The 17859-nt window shown below is 73.7% G+C and carries 17 protein-coding genes; 10 read left to right on the top strand and 7 right to left on the bottom strand.

The annotated features are described in order from the left end of the window. Positions 1-6: 6 nt before the first annotated feature. The 6 genes from FHU30_RS08980 to FHU30_RS09005 form a co-directional block, all read right to left on the bottom strand. On the bottom strand, positions 7-1506 hold the full coding sequence (locus FHU30_RS08980) for a S8 family serine peptidase (protein ID WP_253873966.1): 1500 nt from the start codon (positions 1504-1506) through the stop codon (positions 7-9). After that, on the bottom strand, positions 1500-2030 hold the full coding sequence (locus tag FHU30_RS08985; RefSeq protein ID WP_253873968.1) for a hypothetical protein: 531 nt from the start codon (positions 2028-2030) through the stop codon (positions 1500-1502). The genes FHU30_RS08980 and FHU30_RS08985 overlap by 7 nt, the downstream gene beginning before the upstream one ends. A 346-nt stretch (positions 2031-2376) precedes the next feature. Further along, positions 2377-3480 (bottom strand): S8 family serine peptidase, encoded by a 1104-nt coding sequence (locus tag FHU30_RS08990; protein ID WP_253873970.1) that lies wholly within the window; start codon positions 3478-3480, stop codon positions 2377-2379. A 182-nt stretch (positions 3481-3662) separates the two neighbouring features. Continuing rightward, positions 3663-4415, bottom strand: a complete 753-nt coding sequence (locus tag FHU30_RS08995; protein ID WP_253873972.1) for a hypothetical protein — start codon at positions 4413-4415, stop codon at positions 3663-3665. 8 nt (positions 4416-4423) lie between these two features. Then, a complete protein-coding gene (locus FHU30_RS09000; RefSeq protein WP_253873974.1) occupies positions 4424-5824 on the bottom strand; it encodes a S8 family serine peptidase in 1401 nt (466 codons plus the stop codon). 2 nt (positions 5825-5826) lie between these two features. Continuing rightward, positions 5827-6642: a hypothetical protein gene (locus FHU30_RS09005; protein WP_253873976.1), complete on the bottom strand. Its 816-nt coding sequence runs from the start codon at positions 6640-6642 to the stop codon at positions 5827-5829. A 211-nt stretch (positions 6643-6853) separates the two neighbouring features. Between FHU30_RS09005 and moeZ the strand changes: the two genes are divergently transcribed. From moeZ to FHU30_RS09020, 3 genes are all read left to right on the top strand, one after another. Further along, on the top strand, positions 6854-8035 hold the full coding sequence (moeZ, locus tag FHU30_RS09010) for an adenylyltransferase/sulfurtransferase MoeZ (protein WP_253873978.1): 1182 nt from the start codon (positions 6854-6856) through the stop codon (positions 8033-8035). Between the two features lie 1355 nt (positions 8036-9390). Further along, positions 9391-9693, top strand: a complete 303-nt coding sequence (locus FHU30_RS09015) for a hypothetical protein (RefSeq protein WP_253873979.1) — start codon at positions 9391-9393, stop codon at positions 9691-9693. 439 nt (positions 9694-10132) lie between these two features. Then, positions 10133-10903 carry an SGNH/GDSL hydrolase family protein gene (locus FHU30_RS09020; RefSeq protein ID WP_253873980.1) on the top strand — a complete coding sequence of 257 codons (771 nt, stop codon included), beginning with the start codon at positions 10133-10135 and terminating at the stop codon, positions 10901-10903. Positions 10904-11069: 166 nt separating this feature from the next. Here FHU30_RS09020 and ku read toward each other — a convergent pair whose 3' ends face one another. Beyond that, a complete protein-coding gene (gene ku / locus FHU30_RS09025; RefSeq protein WP_253873981.1) occupies positions 11070-12068 on the bottom strand; it encodes a non-homologous end joining protein Ku in 999 nt (332 codons plus the stop codon). A 136-nt stretch (positions 12069-12204) separates the two neighbouring features. Between ku and ligD (FHU30_RS09030) the strand changes: the two genes are divergently transcribed. The 7 genes from ligD (FHU30_RS09030) (at position 12205) to FHU30_RS09060 (ending at position 17740) form a co-directional block, all read left to right on the top strand. Then, positions 12205-13179: a non-homologous end-joining DNA ligase gene (gene ligD, locus FHU30_RS09030; RefSeq protein WP_253873983.1), complete on the top strand. Its 975-nt coding sequence runs from the start codon at positions 12205-12207 to the stop codon at positions 13177-13179. Between the two features lie 83 nt (positions 13180-13262). Next, positions 13263-14162, top strand: a complete 900-nt coding sequence (gene ligD, locus FHU30_RS09035) for a non-homologous end-joining DNA ligase (RefSeq protein ID WP_253873985.1) — start codon at positions 13263-13265, stop codon at positions 14160-14162. Positions 14163-14296: 134 nt separating this feature from the next. Beyond that, positions 14297-15649 (top strand): dihydrolipoyl dehydrogenase family protein, encoded by a 1353-nt coding sequence (locus tag FHU30_RS09040; RefSeq protein WP_253873987.1) that lies wholly within the window; start codon positions 14297-14299, stop codon positions 15647-15649. A gap of 59 nt (positions 15650-15708) precedes the next feature. Continuing rightward, the gene (locus FHU30_RS09045; RefSeq protein ID WP_253873989.1) at positions 15709-15912 is read left to right on the top strand and encodes a hypothetical protein; all 204 of its coding nucleotides are present in this window, start codon (positions 15709-15711) and stop codon (positions 15910-15912) included. A gap of 173 nt (positions 15913-16085) precedes the next feature. Beyond that, positions 16086-16706, top strand: coding sequence for a TetR/AcrR family transcriptional regulator (locus FHU30_RS09050; RefSeq protein WP_253873991.1), 621 nt, complete (start codon positions 16086-16088; stop codon positions 16704-16706). A gap of 402 nt (positions 16707-17108) precedes the next feature. Beyond that, positions 17109-17342: a DUF3107 domain-containing protein gene (locus FHU30_RS09055; protein ID WP_253873993.1), complete on the top strand. Its 234-nt coding sequence runs from the start codon at positions 17109-17111 to the stop codon at positions 17340-17342. Positions 17343-17455: 113 nt separating this feature from the next. Then, entirely contained in the window at positions 17456-17740 is a 285-nt protein-coding gene (locus FHU30_RS09060; protein ID WP_253873995.1) for a GlsB/YeaQ/YmgE family stress response membrane protein, read from the top strand. Positions 17741-17859 lie beyond the last annotated feature (119 nt).

Here is a 17859-nt window from a genome sequence, read left to right on the forward strand (position 1 = left end):
CGCTCATCAGCCCTCAGCCCCGGGCCCTACCCCTTCAGAAGCCGGCCTGCTCGGCCCGACCGGCTCACCCGCCACTTCGTCCGCCGGAGCGGCCGGAACAGCGGATTCGCCCATCGCCTCATCCGCGGGCACAGCTGGAATGACGGGTTCCCTCGCCTCCTCGTCCGCGGAAAGCGCCGGAAGGACACGCTCGCCCGCCGCCTCACCGGCCACCTCGCCCGCCGCCTCACCGGGCACCTCGCCGGGCACCGCGTTCGCCACCGCCTCCGCCGGAGCGGCAGGCAGGGCGGTTCCGTCCGTCAGCGCGTCCACGGGAAGCGCCGGTTGCACAGGCCCGGCGGCCAGCGCGGGACGGCGGCGGACCAGCAGCCAAAGCGCCGCAGCGATCGCAATGACGCCGACCGCGACGAGCGCCCCGAAACCCCCGAACCACGGGAGTGGGAGGGGCACGGCTCGGATCCGGGCCGAGGTCTTGCCTCCGAAATGGGACGCGTCGGCGACCGTCGGCTCGGCGGTCTCCGCGAGCGGCGGCCGCTTCGCCAGAGCCGCGGCCTTGGTCAGGGCCCCAGAGGCGTTGACGAAACCGAATCCATGCTCGGTCGTGTAGTGCCCCTTCGGATTCCGCGCCGAAGATGTGAGCGCCTCGACGACCTGGGCCGGTGTCAGTTTCGGGAACGTCGACCGGACCAGGACGGCTGCCGACGCGACGAAACCCACCGCGGGGCCGACGCCCCAGAACGTCCAGTTCGCGGTGCCGTCGTCGCCGATGCCGGGTGTCTTGTCACCGTAGGCCACGAGCTGGATGGCGCTGGTGGCACCGGAGAACTTGCCGTAGCGGTCGCCGTCCTCGTCCACGACTCCGACGCCGAGCACGCCCGGCAGCGCGGCGATGGACTGCACGTCGTCCGCGTCGTGCGACCCCGTCGGCGCGATGACCAGCGCGTTCTTCGACTGGGCATAGGTCACGGCGGCGCCGACGATTCCCTTGCCGTCCCACCCTCCGGGGTCGGTGATGGCGATGACTTCCGCACCCTTGTCGGCGGCGTAGCGGATGCCGTCCGCCAGGGCCTTCGCCGGCTTGCCGGTGTAATAGCCCCACTTGCGGAAGCCCGGCTCCTTGCCGCCGGCCATCACGCGGACGGGCATGAGCCGCGCGTTGCGCACGTATCCGTCGATCGAGAGCCAGCCGTACTCCATGTCGGCACGGCCGCCGACCAGCATGGACGCGATGAGCGTGCCGTAACGGCGGTCGGGCTTCGACAGGCCGACGAAGTCCTTCTCCGGCTCGACGTGGCGTCCACCGCCGCCGAACACGTCCTCGACGCCGTCCGAGAGGAGCGCCACCTTCACGCCCTCGCCGTGTCCGTCGGCCGCCGCGTCGCTCAGGTCGTTGACCGACCGCTTCACCTCGCCGCCCGCGTCGGCGTGCGCGGCGGACGCGAGCGGCGGAGCAAGGACGAGGACGAGCGCGGAGGCGAGCCCCGCTCCGAGGACCCGGGTCAGCATCGCACGGCCTTCCGCTTGCACGGCTCGCCATCGTCGGCGAGCACGGTCATGATCTTGCCGAGCAGGTCCTCCGCGATCTGGACGCGGACGGTCCGCTTCGCGGGCACGCCGGCCTGCGCGATCATCGGCCCCTCGGAGCGGAAGAACATGTAGGACGTGTGGTTGGTGCTCATCTGGAAGATCTGGCGCTGGGCGTCGTCGAAGCGGTCCACGACCGTTCCGGGGAAGCGCGCCATGAGCAGCCCGCGCCGGTCGGCGAGACGTCCGTCGCCGGACCTGTGCAGGTCCGACTCGGCGGCGTCCGCCGCCGCCATGTCCGGGAAGACGGCGATCCCCACCGTGGCGGCGCGCAGACCGGTCACGTCGGTGTAGGTCGCGCGCAGCAAGGTACGGCAGCCGTGCGCCGTCACGATCTTCGCGATCTCCTTGTCCAGCCCGTCCGCGCAGGACGCGGGTGGAGCGATGCCCACGCGCCGCGCCTGGACGACCTCGCCCGGCCAGGTGTTCTGCGTCTTCGCGTACATGGTCTCGCGGGCGAGGTTGTGGACCTTCGGGAAGAGGGTGGCGGCGGGGAGGCGCTGCCAGCGGGTGGCGACCTCGCGGGCTCCGGCCTTGTCGATCTCGGCCTGGGTGGGCTTGCGGGTCAGCTGGTAGCCGATGGCCGTGCCGCCGCCGGCGATGGCGGCGAGGCCGAAGAGCAGCAGCAGTGCGATGGCCGCGCGCGGGCGGCGGGGTCGCGGGACGGGCGCAGCGGCGGGCGCGGGGCCGAAGGCGGGCGCGGGGCCGGGGCGGGGCCGTCCGGGACGTCGGGGGTCTCGGTGGACTCCTCCGGTGGGGGGATTTCAGACACGAACGCGGATCTAACAGGAGTCAGATCTCAAAGTGATTGCTTTCCGGGGCATTTCTCCGAAATAGCAGGATTCCGGACGCGGCCAGGCCCGCCAGGGCGAGCAGGCACGCGACCGTGCCGCCCAGGACGAGGCCGGCCGGATGCCGGACGACGCGCACCCGCGAGGCGCCGCCGACCGAAGTGGACGGGTCGGCGCCCAGTCCGCTCGTCCTCGCCGCGGCCAGTCCGTCGGACGCGGTGAGCGCGGCGGCGGCGTTCACCCGTCCGAAGCCGACGCCCAGGTCGTACCCGCCGGACGGACGGCTCCGGGTGCTCGCGACGAGGGCCTGCGCGACCAGCGCCGGGGCCATCTTCGGATGCCGGGACCGGATGAGCGCCGCGATCCCGGACACGAACGCGGTCGCGGGGCTCGTCCCGTCCCCGACCCAGTACTGGTCGCCGGGGCCCGCGCCGATGATCTGGACTCCGGGCGCGGACACCACGACCGCCGAGTTCCGGTTGGAGAACCCGGCGTGCCGTCCGGCGGAATCGACGGCCGCGACCGAGATCACGCCGGGGAAGGACGCCGGATAGGTGTAGAGGGTGTGCCCGCCGCGCTTGGCCGGACGGTCCGCGCCACCGTTCCCCGCCGCCGCGACCACGACGACGCCCTTGCTGATCGCGTAGGCGACGGCGTCGCGCTCGGCGGGCACGGGATACGAGCGTCCCAGGGACAGGTTCACGACGTCCGCGCCGTGGTCGACGGCGTAGCGGATGCCGCGCGCGATCGTCCCCTGGTAGCGCTTGTCGCCGTTGAACCTGTCGTAACCCGCCTCGTCCTGTTCGAGGATCACGCGCAAGGACAGCACGTGAGCCTCGGGCGCGACGCCCATCATCCCGTCTTCGTTCCCCGGCCCATGGCCGTGACCTGCGATGACGGACGCCATGTTGGTCCCGTGCAGGCGCTTCGGCACGCTGCCGGACGGCGCGGCCCCGGCGGCGTAGTCGGGTCCGGTGACGACATTCCCGGCGAGGTCCGCCTGCGACGCGTCCACCCCGGAGTCGAGGACGGCGACCGTGACCCCTCGTCCGCGCGAGGCCGCCCAGGCGCGGGGCACATCGAGCGAGTCCAAGACAGGCGTCATGGCGTCCCGCACCTGATCCGCCCGCGCCTCAACGGGCGCCAAGCACACCAATGCCAGCGCCGCAGATGCCACGACACCCACCGTCCTCCGAACGGCCAAGGCGCCCACGGCTCTCCGAACGGCCAGGACGCCCACGGGCCTCCGAGCGGCCGAGGACGCGGCGCGGCGCGCTCGCGCGGGGGTCAGCACGCCCACTCGCGCTCGCCGCACTGGACGGAGGCGGGCGCGGACAGCGGGCGCAGGACGTCCTCGACGAGTTGCGGGCCAAGTTCGGCCAGGTCGTCCTGCTGCTGCTTGACGCGGAGGGTGGGCCGTCCGTCGGCGTAGCCGACCGTGGCCGCGACGATGTACGGGCCGCGCTGCCCGAGCGCGGCCGTCTGCCGGGACGCGTCGCCGAACCTCCCGACCACCGAGCCGGGAAAGCCGAGCGCGCGCAGGCCGGGCACCGCCGCGCCGCGCGCAGGGAACCAGCGCGCGGCGGCCCGCGCGGACGGCTCGTCCGGAAACGCCACGATGCCGAGCGTCACCGCGATCCCCTGGAGCTGGTCGAGGTAGGTGGCGCGCAGGACGCCCCGGCAGCCGCGCACGGCCAAGGACGCGCCGAGCGTCGGGTCCACGGCGTCGCGGCAGGACGTCGCGGACGCGATGCCAACGCGACGCGAGCGTTCGGCACTGCCCTGGTCAAGGCTGTAGCGGAGGGCGTCCGGGAAGAGGCGTCCGGTGGGCCAGGCGCGCCAGCGCCCGGCGACCTCGGCGGCGGACGCGTCCGCGCGCTCGGCCGCGGTGGGCCCGCGCAGCAGCTCCCGCGCCAGCCGGCTCCCCGCCACGGCGAGGACGACCAGGCAGACGGCGACCGCCGCCAGCGGCATCCGCCGGGCTCCGATCCCGGCCATCGCGATCTCGGCACGGGCCACCAGCGGAGCGTAGCTGATCATCAAAACGGTCAGGGGCGCGGCGGTGGGGTCGTCCAGAGAGGTGGGGCCGCGGGCGGGGGGACGTCGGTGGCGGGGTGGCGGCGGGCGAGGGTGATGGCGATGGCGGTCGCGGCGGCCGCGCCGGCGATCGCGCCGAGGATGACGATGGCGATGACGACCTTTGCCCAGGTCGGGCGGGGGACGACGGTCACCGGGCCCGGCTCGCCGCCGGTGCCGAAGCGGCTGTCGCCGGGCTTGCCGTTCAGGCCCTTCGGGATCGCGGCGAGCTTGTCCGAGGCGGCGAGCGCCTTGGCCGCGTTCACCTCGCCGTGCCCGACGGACGGGTCGTAGGACGTCCCGCCGGACGGCGTGCTCGCGACGAGGGCCTGCGCGACGAGGGCCGGGGGGAGCTTGGGGTGGCGGGCGCGGATCAGCGCCGCGATGCCGGAGACCAGCGCGGTCGAGTCGCTCGTCCCGTCCGTGATGTAGTACGCGCCGTGCTCGGCGCCGATGCCGGGCAGGTTCACGCCGGGCGCGGCGACCAGGACGGAGAAGTTGCGGTTGGAGAAGCCCGCGCGGGTGTGCCGGGGCGTCGTCGCGGCCACCGTGATCACGCCCGGGTACGAGCCGGGGTAGGAGTAGGGCCCGTAGCCCTTGCTGTCGAACTTGTCGCGCTTGTCGCCGTCGTTGCCGGCCGCCGCGACCACCACGACGCCCTTGGACACGGCGTACGCGACGGCGGCGCGCTCCTCGGGCTCCTCCACGCCCTCCCCGATGGAGAGGTTGATGACGTCCACGCCGTGGTCCACGACGTAGCGGATCCCGCGCGCGGGCGCGCCGTCCCCCATGGTGGTGGTCTTGTACGTCCGGAAGGACGGGTCCTCCTCTTCCGCGATCGCGCGGACGACCAGGAGCTTCGCCTGCGGCGCGACGCCGATGACGCCGTCCGCTCCGCCGGGCCCGCGGCCCTTGCCGGCGATCAGCATCGACATGCTGGTGCCGTGCAGCCGGGCGGGCGTCGTCCGGCCGTCCACGTTGGCGATCATGTTGGGGCCCGCGGTGACCTGGCCCGCGAGCTCCGGCTGCCCGGTCTGGACACCCGAGTCGACGACCCCGACCGTCACCCCGGCGCCGCGGGTGATCTTCCACGCGGCCGGGACGTCCATCGCGGCGAACGCGGGCCCCTGGAGGTCGCGGACCTCGTCCGCCCGCGCCGCCCCCGTCCCGATGAACGGCCAGGTGAGCGCCGCGGCCGCGACCAACGCCCCGGCCCGCCTCACAAGCCGCTCCGCCCTCGCACGCCGCACGAACCGCTTCGCCTCGGCACGCTGCACGGACGGCTCCGCCTCGGCACGCTGCACGGACGGCCTCGCCTCGGCACGCTGCACGAGCGGCTTCGCCTCCACGTGCCTGGACGCACGTCGGTTCATGGTCAGCACTTCCATTCGCGGCTGGAGCAGTCGGGGAGGGCCGGGGCGCCCAGGGTGTGGGCGATCTGGCGGCCGATCTGCGGGGCGACCGTGAAGGGGAAGTTGGGGCGGCGCTCGGCGACGGCGGCGGCGGGGCGGCCGTCGGTCTCGCCGGACGAGGTGAGGACGAGGTAGGGGCCGCCGCGGTCGGCCGTCGAGTCCTGCCGGGCCGGGTCGGTGAAGCGGGCGGACGCGGTGCCGGGGAACGGGACGGCGCGGACGCCGTTCTTCACCGGCTCGCCGTCCTGGTCGGAGGGGAGCTGGCGCCAGATGCGGTCGGCGGTCGTGGCGTCCGGCAGGACGGCGACGCCGATGGTGACCGCGACGCCCTCGATCTGGTCGACGTAGGTGGCGCGCAGGACGATCCGGCAGCCGCCGCGGGTGAGGACGGCCGCGACCGGCGGGTCGACGGCGGCGGTGCAGTCGGACTCGGGGGCGATCCCGGTGCGGGCCGCGTACTCGGTCCGGCCGCGGCGGACCTCGTAGGCGATCCGCGGCGGGAAGATCCGTTCGGCGGTCCAGGTCTGCCAGCGGCGCGCGACCTCGGCGCGCGCGGCGACCTGGAGCTCGGCGTTGGTCGGGCCGCGGGTCAGCGAGGTGTAGGCCGTGACCAGCGCGAGGGTCCCGACGAGGGCGAAGACGCAGCCGAGCGCGGCGGCGACGAGCATCCACTGGCGGGCGCGCAGCCCGAGGACGGTGGCCGGCGGAGGTGGTCCCGGCGGCTCCGCCGGGAGGCCGTGGAAGGGCGGAGGCTGCTGCGTGGGGGGCTGGAACGCCACAACCGGAAAGGCTAACCCGGCAAAGCACCGATCCGTCCCATCTCACAGGGAACCTCCAGATCCCCGGCTAATCCCGTGATAAAGGCCTCACCGCGTCCCACCTGGGGACTCCCCTGGGGGGAATGCCGCGGGACATGGCAGGGTTGTCGCCTGAGAGGACGACGGCGTCCGCCCCCGTAAACCGCAACGCGTCAGCACAGGAGCACCCACCGTGTCGTTGCCACCGCTGGTAGAGCCAGCACCGGAGCTCACCCGTGACGAGGTCAACCGGTACTCGCGGCACCTCATCATCCCGGACGTCGGGATGGCCGGGCAGAAGCGCCTCAAGAACGCCAGGGTCCTGTGCGTCGGCGCGGGCGGCCTCGGCTCGCCCGCCCTGATGTACCTGGCCGCGGCCGGGGTCGGCACCCTCGGCGTCATCGACTTCGACGTCGTGGACGAGTCCAACCTGCAGCGCCAGATCATCCACCGGCAGTCCACGCTCGGGCTGCCGAAGGCCGAGTCCGCCGCGCAGACCGTCCGCGAGATCAACCCGCTGATCGACGTGGTGGTGCACAACACCGCGCTCGACCGCGACAACATCCTGGACATCTTCGGTCAGTACGACCTGATCGTGGACGGCACGGACAACTTCGCCACCCGCTACATGGTGAACGACGCGGCCGTCCTGCTGGGCAAGCCGTACGTCTGGGGCTCGATCTACCGGTTCGACGGCCAGGCGTCGGTGTTCTGGGCCGAGCACGGCCCCTGCTACCGCTGCCTCTACCCCGAGCCCCCGCCGCCCGGCATGGTCCCGTCCTGCGCCGAGGGCGGCGTCCTCGGCGTGCTGTGCGCGTCGATCGGCTCGATCCAGGTGAACGAGGCCATCAAGCTGCTGACCGGCATCGGCGAGCCGCTGGTCGGACGCCTGATGATCTACGACGCCCTGGAGATGAGCTACCGGACGGTCAAGGTCCGCAAGGACCCCGACTGCCCGCTGTGCGGCGAGAACCCCACCATCACCGAGCTGATGGAGGACTACGAGGCGTTCTGCGGCGCGGTCTCCGACGAGGCCGCCCAGGCCGCCAAGGACTCCACCATCTCCGTCCACGACCTCAAGGCCATGCAGGACCGCGACGAGAAGATCTTCCTCGTGGACGTGCGCGAGCCGAACGAGTACGAGATCGTCTCGATCCCCGGCGCCACGCTGATCCCGAAGGGCGAGTTCCTCAACGGGTCCGCGCTGGAGCGGCTGCCCCAGGACCGCCAGATCGTCCTGCACTGCAAGTCGGGCGTCCGCTCGGCCGAGGCCCTCGCCGTCGTGAAGAGCGCCGGCTTCGGCGACGCCGTCCACGTCGGCGGCGGCATCGTCGCCTGGGTCAACCAGATCGACCCGACCCTCCCGACCTACTGACCGCTTCCGGCCACCCATCAAGGCCCCCAGGACACTCGTCCCGGGGGCCTTACTCATACCCGCTCCCCACCCCCCTCACCCCGGACGCACGAACACAAACGGCCGCCCGAACGCCCAGCCCCACGAACGCCCGGCGCCCGAATGCGCGGATGCGAACGCGCGGACACCCAGATGCGCGAATGCGCGGACGCCTGGACACGGCCGCCCGGACACGCGAATCCCCGCCCCCCGGCCGCGTGGATACACAGGGGCCCGGATGCCCAAGGCCCGAAGGCGCAGGGGGCGCGGACGCCCGGACGCGCAGGGGCACGGGGACGGATGCGCGGGCGCGGTGGGCGGAGGCGCGGTGCGCGGGGGGTGGTGCACGGACGCGCAGGGGCGCGGGGGCCGGGATACGCGGGGCACGGATGCGCCGGGGCGGGGGGGCACAGATGCGCGGGGGCGCGGCGCGCGGGGGGCGGGGGCGGACGCGCAGGGGCGCGGGAGCGGACGCCCGGACGCGCAGGAGCCCGGATGCGCGGGGCGCGGACGCGCAGGAGCCCGGATGCGCGGCGCGCGGGGCGCGGGGCGCGGACGCGCAGGAGCCCGGATGCGCAAGGGCGCGGTGCGCGGGGGCACGGGAGCGCGGTACGCGGGGGGCGGTACACGGACGCGCAGGGCGCGGGAGCGCAGGAGCGCAGGAGCGCAGGGCGCGCAGGGCGCGGACGCGCAGGGGCGCGGACGCCCGGACGCGTAGGGACCCGGATACGCAGGGGCGCGAACGCCCGGATGCGCAGGGGCGCGGGGCCCCGGATGCGCAGGGGCGCGGGGGCCCGGATACGCGGGGGCGCGGGGGCCCGGATACGCGGGGGCGCGGGGGCCCGGATACGCAGGGGCGCGGGGGCCCGGATACGCAGGGGCGCGGGAGACGCGGATGCGCGGGGCGCGGATACGCGGAAGCGCGGGGGTGGGGTGCGGTGCTTGCGGAGGGCGCGGGGGCTGGAAGTGCGGGTTTCGGTGACCATGGGGTGGGGGTCAATTTTGACGGGGCCGCATCGTCCTCAATGCCCATGTCGGGCGCGTGAGCTGCGGGGTTCCGGGCGTCCGCCGGGAGGGCCGTGGCGACGCCGCCGCGCGACCCGCGCCGAAGTGCTTGTGATCTGGGTCACCGCTGGCCAGACTGAACGCGTTTCCGGTTCCGCCGCCCGGACGGGGCGGCGGCCGCGAACGCGCGACCCGCGTGCAGGCCGGGTCGCGCCGCGACCGGCGACCGCACCCCTCGCGCCCCGCGCGGCCGGCCCCCTGCCCGCAAGGCCCGGGGCCCGGCGGAGGGCACGCGGTCGCGGGCGCGTCCCGCACCGCACTTTGGAGGAACGATGTCCACGCAGGTGATGACCGATGCCGAACGTGCGCTCGGCCACCTGGAACGCCTCACCGACGACCTGCGCTCGCGGGGCTGGCTGGTCGAGGTCGCGGCGCCCGGCGACCGCTGGCCGACGGCCCTGGTCAGCAACCGGGAGCTGCCCGGCCTGAACGAGAGCGTGATCGCCGCGCCGGACCACTCCGGCGCCGACTGGTGCTACTACTTCGGCTGGGGCGAGCGCATCGCCCCCTGCTCCGAGGCCGACCGCGCCGTCGCAACGCTGGCCCGCGTCCTCGCCGTCCGCACCGACACCTGACCGCCGCCCACCGGCCCGTCGCGACGCCGGTCCGCGCCCTGGCCGTCCACACCGACTCCTGACCGTCGGCCTCCGGCTCCTAGCGATTAGCGATCCTGACCCGCGCCCTCGCGGAAGCTGGCCCGCGCCCTCGCCGTCCGACCGACACCTGACGGCCGCCCACCGGCTCGTCGCGACGTCGGCCCGCGCCCTCGCGGATGCTGGTCCGCGTCCTTGCCGTCCGCGCCGACTCCTGACGATCGGCCTCCGGCCCGTTGCGACGCTGGCCTGCGTTCTCGCGGGCGCTGGGTCGCGTCCTTGCTGTCCGTGCTGGTTCTTGACGGGTGTCGGCGTTCGGCTCGTCTGGACGCGTCGCACCTGCGGTGAGGGGTGGCTGGTGCGGCGGCACGCCGGGGCGGGGATGGACGAGGTGGTTGAGCAGGCCAAATAGCATGTGTCCATGGGTTGGACGCGTTATGTGGCGATCGGTGACTCCTTCAGCGAGGGCATCGGGGACGAGTACCCCGACGGGCGTCCGCGCGGGTGGGCCGACCGGGTGGCCGAGGCGCTCGCCGAGCGCGAGGACGGCTTCACCTACGCCAACCTCGCGGTGCGGGGGAAGCTGCTCGGGCAGATCATCGAGACCCAGCTCCCGGCCGCGCTGGAGCTCGGCCCCGACCTGGTGAGCGTGTCCGGCGGTGGCAACGACCTGCTGCGTCCCGGCACGGACGTGGACGAGCTGGCCGCCTCGATGGAGCAGGCCGTCGCGCGGCTCCGGGCGGCGGGCGCGGACGTCGTCCTGTTCACCGGGGTGGACCCGTCCGACTCGGCGGTCATCCGGCTGACCCGCGACCGCGTGGCCCGCTACAACGACCACCTCCGCGACATCGCCGCCCGCCACGGCGCGCACGTCGTCGACCAGTGGACGATGCAGATCCTCCGCGACTGGAGGATGTGGGGGATCGATCGCCTGCATATGAGCAAGGAAGGGCATCGACGGGTCGCGCTGGCCGTCCTGGAAGCGATCGGCGTCCCGGACGCGGGCGACTGGCGCGAGCCGCAGCTCGTCCCGCTGCCCAAGCTGAGCCGCGGCGCGCAGCTCCTCTTCGACGTCCGCTGGGCCCGCGGCCACCTGCTCCCGTGGATCGGCCGCCGCCTGCGCGGCCACTCGTCCGGCGACGAGGTCGCCGCCAAGCGCCCCACCCTCGAACCCGTCGAACTCCCCGGATAGCCGAGCCCGCGCCCGACCCGTCCGCCCGCCGGTCCGTACGGAAACCGGCGAACGCCGAGAGATCGCCGGACGCCGAGAGATCGGGCGGCCCCTGAGAGACCGGCGAACGTTCGTCGGACGCTGAGAGATCGGCGGGCGCCCCAGCACTGGCGGACGGGGCGGCGGATCAGGCGGAGCGGCGGGAGCGGGGTTTGGGCGACTCGCTCTTCTTCGCGGTCTTGGCCGACGTGCTCTTCTTCGCTGCGGTCTTGCGGGTCGTTCCGCCGCGGGCTCGGGTGCCGCCCTCGCCGGACGTGCCGCCGGAGGCGGCGCGCTTCTTGGTGGTCGCGGCCTTCTTCGAGGTTGCGGACTTCTTCGCCGGGGCGCTCTTCTTCGCCGTCCCTGAGCCGCCGCGGCCCTTCTTGGCGGCCTCCACGCTCGCGCGCAGGGCGCTGAGCAGGTCGGCGGCCGGGGCCTCGCCCTCCTCCTCGGCGGGCTGGACGACCTCGCGCCCCTCGACCTTGGCCTCGATGACCGATTCGAGCGCCTCGCGGTAGGTGTCCTTGTACTGGCCGGGGTCGAAGTCGCCGGACATGCTGTCGATCAGCGAGGTCGCCATGGTCAGCTCCTGGCGGCGGACGTCGATGTCCTCGTCCAGGAAGGGGAAGTCGGCGGTGCGGACCTCGTCCGGCCAGAGCATCGTCTCCAGCACGAAGACGCCCTCGCGGACGCGCAGCGTGGCCAGGGACTCGCGCTGCCGCAGCGCGACCTTCACCAGCGCGACCTTGCCGGACTCCTCCAGCGCGTCCCTGAGCAGGACGTACGGCTTGACGCCCTGCGAGTCGGGTTCGAGGAAGTAGGACTTGTTGAAGTAGATCGGGTCGACCTCCTCGGCGTCCACGAACTCCAGGACGTCCACCCGGCGGCTGCTGCTCAGCGGCAGGTCCGCGAAGTCCTCGTCGGTCAGGACGACCATCTCGCCCGACGGCAGCTCGAAGCCCTTGGCGATGTCGGAGTAGGCGACCTCCTCGCCGTCCAGCGTGCAGACCCGCTTGTAGCGGATCCGGCCGCCGTCCTCCCGGTGGACCTGGTGGAAGGACACGTCCCGCTGCTCGGTCGCCGAGTACAGCTTGACCGGGATCGTGACCAGGCCGAACGAGATCGCGCCCTTCCAGATGCTGCGCATGGACTGCTCATACCCACGTCACGACGCCGAACGCGTTCGATTTCGCCCCAGACCGTCCAGGACGGGCACGGCGGTCGCGCCGCGGCGGGCCCGGGAGATCCTTTTCCGGGGCGCGGACCGGGGTAGGAACGGCGTTATGACCATGCCGTGGCCCGTGGAGCCGATGACGGCCGTCACCGGCGATCTCCCCGACGACACCGCGCGCTGGGGCCTGGAGCTCAAGTGGGACGGTGTGCGCGTGCTGACCGGCGTGTCCGCGGACGGCGTCCGGGCGGTGTCCCGGCGCGGCGCGGACGTGCTGTCCCACTACCCCGAGCTGTCCGGGCTGGCCGACCTGCTCCCCCACCACGACGTGGTCCTGGACGGCGAGGTGGTCGCGTTCGAGGACGGCCGGCCGAGCTTCGCCAGGCTCCAGCGGCGGATGCACGTGGCCCGCCCCGGCCCGCGGCTGATCCGCGAGGTGCCCGTCCGGTACGTGGCGTTCGACCTGCTCTTCCTGGACGGCCGGACGCTGTTCGACACCCCCTACGCCGAGCGCCGCGCGCTGCTGGCCGAGCTGGAACTGGCCGCGACCGGCCCGGTGGAGGTCCCGCCGTACCTGGACGGCTCGGACCGCGCGCAGGTGACCGAGCTGATGGCCTTCACGCAGGAGCAGGGCCTGGAGGGCCTGATGGCCAAGCGGCTCGACTCGCCGTACCGGTCCGGCCGCCGGGTGGACTTCTGGCGCAAGATCAAGAACTTCCACACCCAGGAGGTCGTGGTCTGCGGCTGGAAGCCGGGCCGCGGCCGGCGCGAGGGCGGCGTCGGGTCGCTGCTGCTCGGCGAGTACGACCCGAAGGGCCGGCTGTGCTTCGTCGGGCACGTCGGCACCGGCTTCAGCGACCGGGCGCTGGACGAGCTGTACGAGGCGCTGTGGCCGCTGCGCCGCCCGGACAGCCCGTTCGACGACGAGGTCCCGCGGGATGTCGCCCGGGACGCGCAGTGGGTTGAACCGCGGCTCGTCGGGGAGGTCGCCTATGCCGTCCGGACCAGGGACGACCGGCTGCGCTTCCCGTCCTGGCGGGGCCTCCGCGACGACAAGGACCCGCAGGAGGTCACCCGTGAACCCTGACCGTGAGATGGACGCAGGGGCGAGCGAGGCCGCTGAGTCCAACAGGGACGTGAGCCCTGGCGAGGAGCCGCAGGAGGTGGGGCGTGAGCCCTGAGAAGCAGGTCGTCCAGGTCGACGGGCGCGACCTCGCCCTGTCGAACCTGCACAAGGAGCTGTACCCGCACTTCGCCAAGGGCGAGGTGATCGACTACTACGTCAAGATCGCGCCGGTGCTGCTGCCGCACCTGCGGGACCGTCCGGCGACCCGCAAGCGGTATCCGGACGGCGTGGACGGCGGGTCGTTCTTCGAGAAGAACGCCCCGTCCCACACGCCGGACTGGGTGCGGAAGGCGACGATCCCGACGCCGGGCAGCTCGCGCGGCCGCGACACCCTCGACTTCGTCGTGATCGACGACCTGCCGACGCTGGTGTGGTGCGCGAATTTGGCGGCGCTGGAGCTGCACATCCCGCAGTGGAAGGTGGGGCCGCGCGGCGGCCTGCATCCGCCTGACCTCATGGTTTTCGACCTGGACCCGGGCGCGCCCGCGAGCATCCTGGACGCGCGGAAGGTGGCCGTCCTGCTGCGGGACCTGCTGGACGCCGACGGCCTGGCGTCCTACCCCAAGACCAGCGGGAAGAAGGGCCTGCACCTCTACGTCCCGGTCGAGGAGACCGACCGGACGTCGGAGTACGCCAAGAAGGCCGCGCAGCGCCTCGCCGCCGACCACCCGGACCTGGTCGTCGCGAAGATGGGGCGCGACCTGCGCAAGGGCAAGATCTTCGTCGACTGGAGCCAGAACAACCCGGCGAAGACGACCGTCGCGCCGTACTCGCTGCGCGCGACGTCCGAGCCCGCGGTGTCCACGCCGATCACCTGGGACGAGCTGGAGGCCGCCAAGACCAAGGACGACCTGGACTTCGGCCCGGACGACGTCCTCGCCCGCGTCGAGCGGCACGGAGACCTGCTGGAACCCCTCCTCACCGACCACCAGCCCCTCCCCTGACGCCTTCGATCCGGCCCCACCGGGGGGCCGCTCCGGAATATACGGATGCCGTATGTGTTCGAACCGGCACTCTCCGCCGCCGTTGTCGGTCACCATGAGGTGCGGGGACATGACGAGGGGTGCCGGAGGCAGAGTTGTCGCAGAATCACTTCGACGTCGTCGTGCTGGGCGGCGGGTCGGCGGGCGAGCCGGCCGCGGCCGCCCTCGCCCGCGCCGGGCGGGACGTCGCGCTCGTGGAGAACCGCCTGGTCGGCGGCGAGTCCCCGTACTTCGCCTGCGTCCCGTCCAAGTCGCTGCTGCTGTCGGCGCGGCGCGGCGAGACCTGGGAGCTGGCCGTCGCGCGCCGGGACGAGGTCACCGGGAACCTCGACGACGACCGCGCGGTCGCCCGGATGGCCGAGGCCGGGGTGACCGTCCTGCGCGGCTGGGGACGGGTCGCCGGACCGGGCGTCCTGGACGTGGACGGCGCGGAGCACCGGTTCGACGACCTGGTCATCAGCACCGGCAGCGAGCCGGCGGTCCCGGACGTCGAGGGCCTCGGCGACGTCCCGGTATGGACGAGCGACGAGGCGCTGACCGTCCCGGACCTGCCGCGCCGCCTGGTCGTCCTCGGCGGCGGGCCGGTCGGGTGCGAGATGGCCCAGGTGTACGCGGCGTTCGGGTCGGCGGTCACGGTGGTCGAGGCGTCCGGGCGGCTGCTGACGGCCGAGGCGCCGTTCGCCGGGGAGGTGCTCGCCGAGGCGCTCCGCCGGGTGGGCGTGGACCTGCGGCTCGGCGCGGAGCCCGCACGCGTCGAGCGCGGCCCGGTCGGGCTGCGCCTGTGGCTCTCGGACGGCGGGGTCGTCGAGGCCGACCGGATCCTGGTCGCGGCCGGGCGCCGCCCGCGCGTCGAGGGCCTCGGGCTGGAGACGCTCGGCGTGGACGTCCAGGCCGGGCATCCCCTTCCGGTGGACGCGACGTGCCAGGTCCGGCTGGGCGACGAGGAGACCTCCGAGGAGGACGGGCCCGGCGGCGGGGTCTGGGCGGCCGGGGACGTGACCGGCGTCGCGCGGACCACGCACGCGGCCCGCTACCAGGCGCGCGTGGTCGTCTCGAACGTCCTGGGGAAGCGCCGCGAGGCCGACTACCGGGCGATCCCGCGGGTGGTCTACACGGCGCCGACCGTCTACACGGTGGGCGTCAGCCCCGTCCAGGCCGAGCGGGACGGGCAGGCGCTGATCACGGCCGGATGCGACCTGTCCGCCACGGCGCGCGCGTCCGTGGACGCCGACGACCGGGGCCGGGTCGAGCTGTACGCGGACGCCGAACGCGGGCTGCTCGTGGGCGCCGCGGCGGTCGGGCTCTACGCTGAGGAGTGGATGAGCGAGATCGCGCTGGCGATCCGGGCGGAGACGCCGCTCAGCCTGCTCACCGACGTCGTGCACGCGTTCCCCACGTTCGGGGAGGCCGTGGAGGCGCCGCTGCGGGAGCTGGCCGGACGGCTGTGACGCCCGGCCGCCCGGCCCGTCCGGGCGCGCTCGCCGACGCCTAGGGGGAAGGACGCACGATGAGCGAGACCGAGGGCCTGGAGCCCCGGACCGACGACGACGCGCCGGACGACGCGCCGGAGGCCGACGCCGCCGAGCAGCGCGCCGACCTGCTGCCCGGGGACGACGACGCGCGGGACGGGCAGCGCCCGATGGACGCCGACGAGGCCGACTACGCCGACCAGGGCCGCTCGGTGGCCCTCGACGAGGACGACTACCGCTGACCGTCCCGCCGCTCCCGTGCCCTAGGGTTGCGGGAGTGGCGGGAGGGACACGCGCGGCGACGCGAACGGGCACGTGGGTGACCTTCGAGGTTACCGGCGCGTAGGATGGTGGGATTGACTCCAGCGGCGGACGACCCCCGGACCGCCGCACTGATCGGTGATCGGAGAGTGTGGTGACCGCGACCCCGGACGCCCGCCCCCGTGGCACGCGCCTGCCGCGTCTGGCCAGGCGCAGGCAGCTGCTCGGCGCAGCGCAGGAGGTGTTCGTCGCCCAGGGCTACCACGCCGCGGCGATGGACGAGATCGCCGAGCGGGCGGGTGTCAGCAAGCCCGTGCTGTACCAGCACTTCCCGGGCAAGCTGGAACTGTACCTGGCGCTGCTCGACGAGCACGCCGAGGCGCTGGTCCGCACCGTCCGGGAGGCCCTGGCGTCCACCAGCGACAACAAGCTGCGCGTCCAGGCGGCCATGCAGGCGTTCTACGACTTCGTGGCCGGGGACGGCGAGGCCTACCGGCTGGTCTTCGAGTCCGACCTGCGCAACGTGGCGCCCGTCCGCGCGCGGGTCGAGCGCGCCAACACCCAGTGCGCCGAGATGGTCGCCCAGGTGATCGCCGAGGACACCGGCGCCGACAGCGACGAGGCGCACCTGCTCGGCATGGGCCTGGTCGGCATGGCCGAGGTCAGCGCCCGCTACTGGCTCGGCCAGCACGGCAAGATCCCCAAGGACACCGCCGAGAAGATGATCGCCCGCCTCGCCTGGCGCGGCATCTCCGGCTTCCCGCGTACCCATTGACCCTCCGGCTCCGCGCGTACGTATTGAGCCTCCGGCTCCGTGCGTACCCATTGAGCCTCCGGCTCCGTGCGTACCCATTGAGCCTCCGGCTCCGTGCGTACCCATTGAGCCTCCGGCTCCGTGCGTACCCATTGAGCCTCCGGCTCCGCGCCCTCGCCTAAAGGCTCGGGCGCGGCCCGGAAGCTCGTGCGAACGCTGCATCGCTTCGCGATCAACCGCGCGGGACTCGCCTGCGGCGTCGTCCCGCACGGTTGGTAACGCGTTCGCGCCGGTTGCGCTCGCCGACTCGTCCGGGTATGCGTTCGCGGCGGTCGGGGACGGCGATCCGGGGCCCGGGCGTGGCAGCATCGAGGGGTGCCGTCCTTCCGGGCGGCGCGTTCACCTTGAGACGGGAGCTATCGCGTGCAGGTACGCATCGGGGTGCAGTTCGTCCCCAAGGAGCTGGTGGTCGAGACCTCGCTGTCGGCGGACGAGGTCCAGCGCGTCCTCGCCGAGGCGCTCGCCGAGTCCGGCGGCGTGTTCGTGCTGCAGGACAGCAAGGCCGGGCGGGTCGTGATCCCGGCCGCGCACGTCGGCTACCTGGAGATCGCCGAGGACGAGGGCCGCTCGGTCGGGTTCGGCACCACCTACACCTGATCGGCCGGTGCCGGGCGGGGACGTTTGAATCCGGCACACGGGGCATACCGACCACCGACAGGCCACCCGCACCCCCGCGGGGCGTCCCGAACACGGAACGGTGATCGAAAGTCATGCTCACGGTCCTCTGGTTCATCGTGGTGGGGGCGGTGATCGGCGCGCTCGCGCGCCTGCTGGTCCCCGGCCGCAACCCGATCGGCATCCTGCTGACCATCGGCGTCGGCGTGGTCGGCGCGATCCTCGGCGGACTCATCGCCAGCGCGCTCGGCGCCGGCTCGTTCGTCGCCTTCGTCTTCGCCGTGATCATCGCGGCGGTCGGCGTGGTGGCGCTGACCTCGCACGGCACGGGCCGCTGGGGCTCGGGCCGCTGGGGCAGGCGCCGCCGCAGCTACTTCTAGACCCCCTGTGACGGCCGCCGCGAGGCGGCCGCCCGGCCCCGCTGGTCCGGAGCCCCCGTGCCCGCACACGGGGGCTCCGGCGCGTCCGGCCCCGTCCAGGACGTCCCGGACGGCCCCTG

Origin of the sequence: Actinomadura rupiterrae (assembly GCF_024172125.1) — a bacterium.
GTDB classification, from domain to species: Bacteria; Actinomycetota; Actinomycetes; order Streptosporangiales; family Streptosporangiaceae; genus Spirillospora; species Spirillospora rupiterrae.

Coding starts and splice junctions, on each gene's coding strand:
- FHU30_RS08980 (WP_253873966.1), bottom strand. CDS start 1,506: ATGCTGACCCGGGTCCTCGGAGCGGGGCTCGCCTCCGCGCTCGTCCTC.
- FHU30_RS08985 (WP_253873968.1), bottom strand. CDS start 2,030: ATGTACGCGAAGACGCAGAACACCTGGCCGGGCGAGGTCGTCCAGGCG.
- FHU30_RS08990 (WP_253873970.1), bottom strand. CDS start 3,480: ATGACGCCTGTCTTGGACTCGCTCGATGTGCCCCGCGCCTGGGCGGCC.
- FHU30_RS08995 (WP_253873972.1), bottom strand. CDS start 4,415: ATGATCAGCTACGCTCCGCTGGTGGCCCGTGCCGAGATCGCGATGGCC.
- FHU30_RS09000 (WP_253873974.1), bottom strand. CDS start 5,824: ATGAACCGACGTGCGTCCAGGCACGTGGAGGCGAAGCCGCTCGTGCAG.
- FHU30_RS09015 (WP_253873979.1), top strand. CDS start 9,391: ATGTCCACGCAGGTGATGACCGATGCCGAACGTGCGCTCGGCCACCTG.
- FHU30_RS09020 (WP_253873980.1), top strand. CDS start 10,133: ATGGGTTGGACGCGTTATGTGGCGATCGGTGACTCCTTCAGCGAGGGC.
- ku (WP_253873981.1), bottom strand. CDS start 12,068: ATGCGCAGCATCTGGAAGGGCGCGATCTCGTTCGGCCTGGTCACGATC.
- ligD (WP_253873983.1), top strand. CDS start 12,205: ATGACCATGCCGTGGCCCGTGGAGCCGATGACGGCCGTCACCGGCGAT.
- FHU30_RS09045 (WP_253873989.1), top strand. CDS start 15,709: ATGAGCGAGACCGAGGGCCTGGAGCCCCGGACCGACGACGACGCGCCG.
- FHU30_RS09060 (WP_253873995.1), top strand. CDS start 17,456: ATGCTCACGGTCCTCTGGTTCATCGTGGTGGGGGCGGTGATCGGCGCG.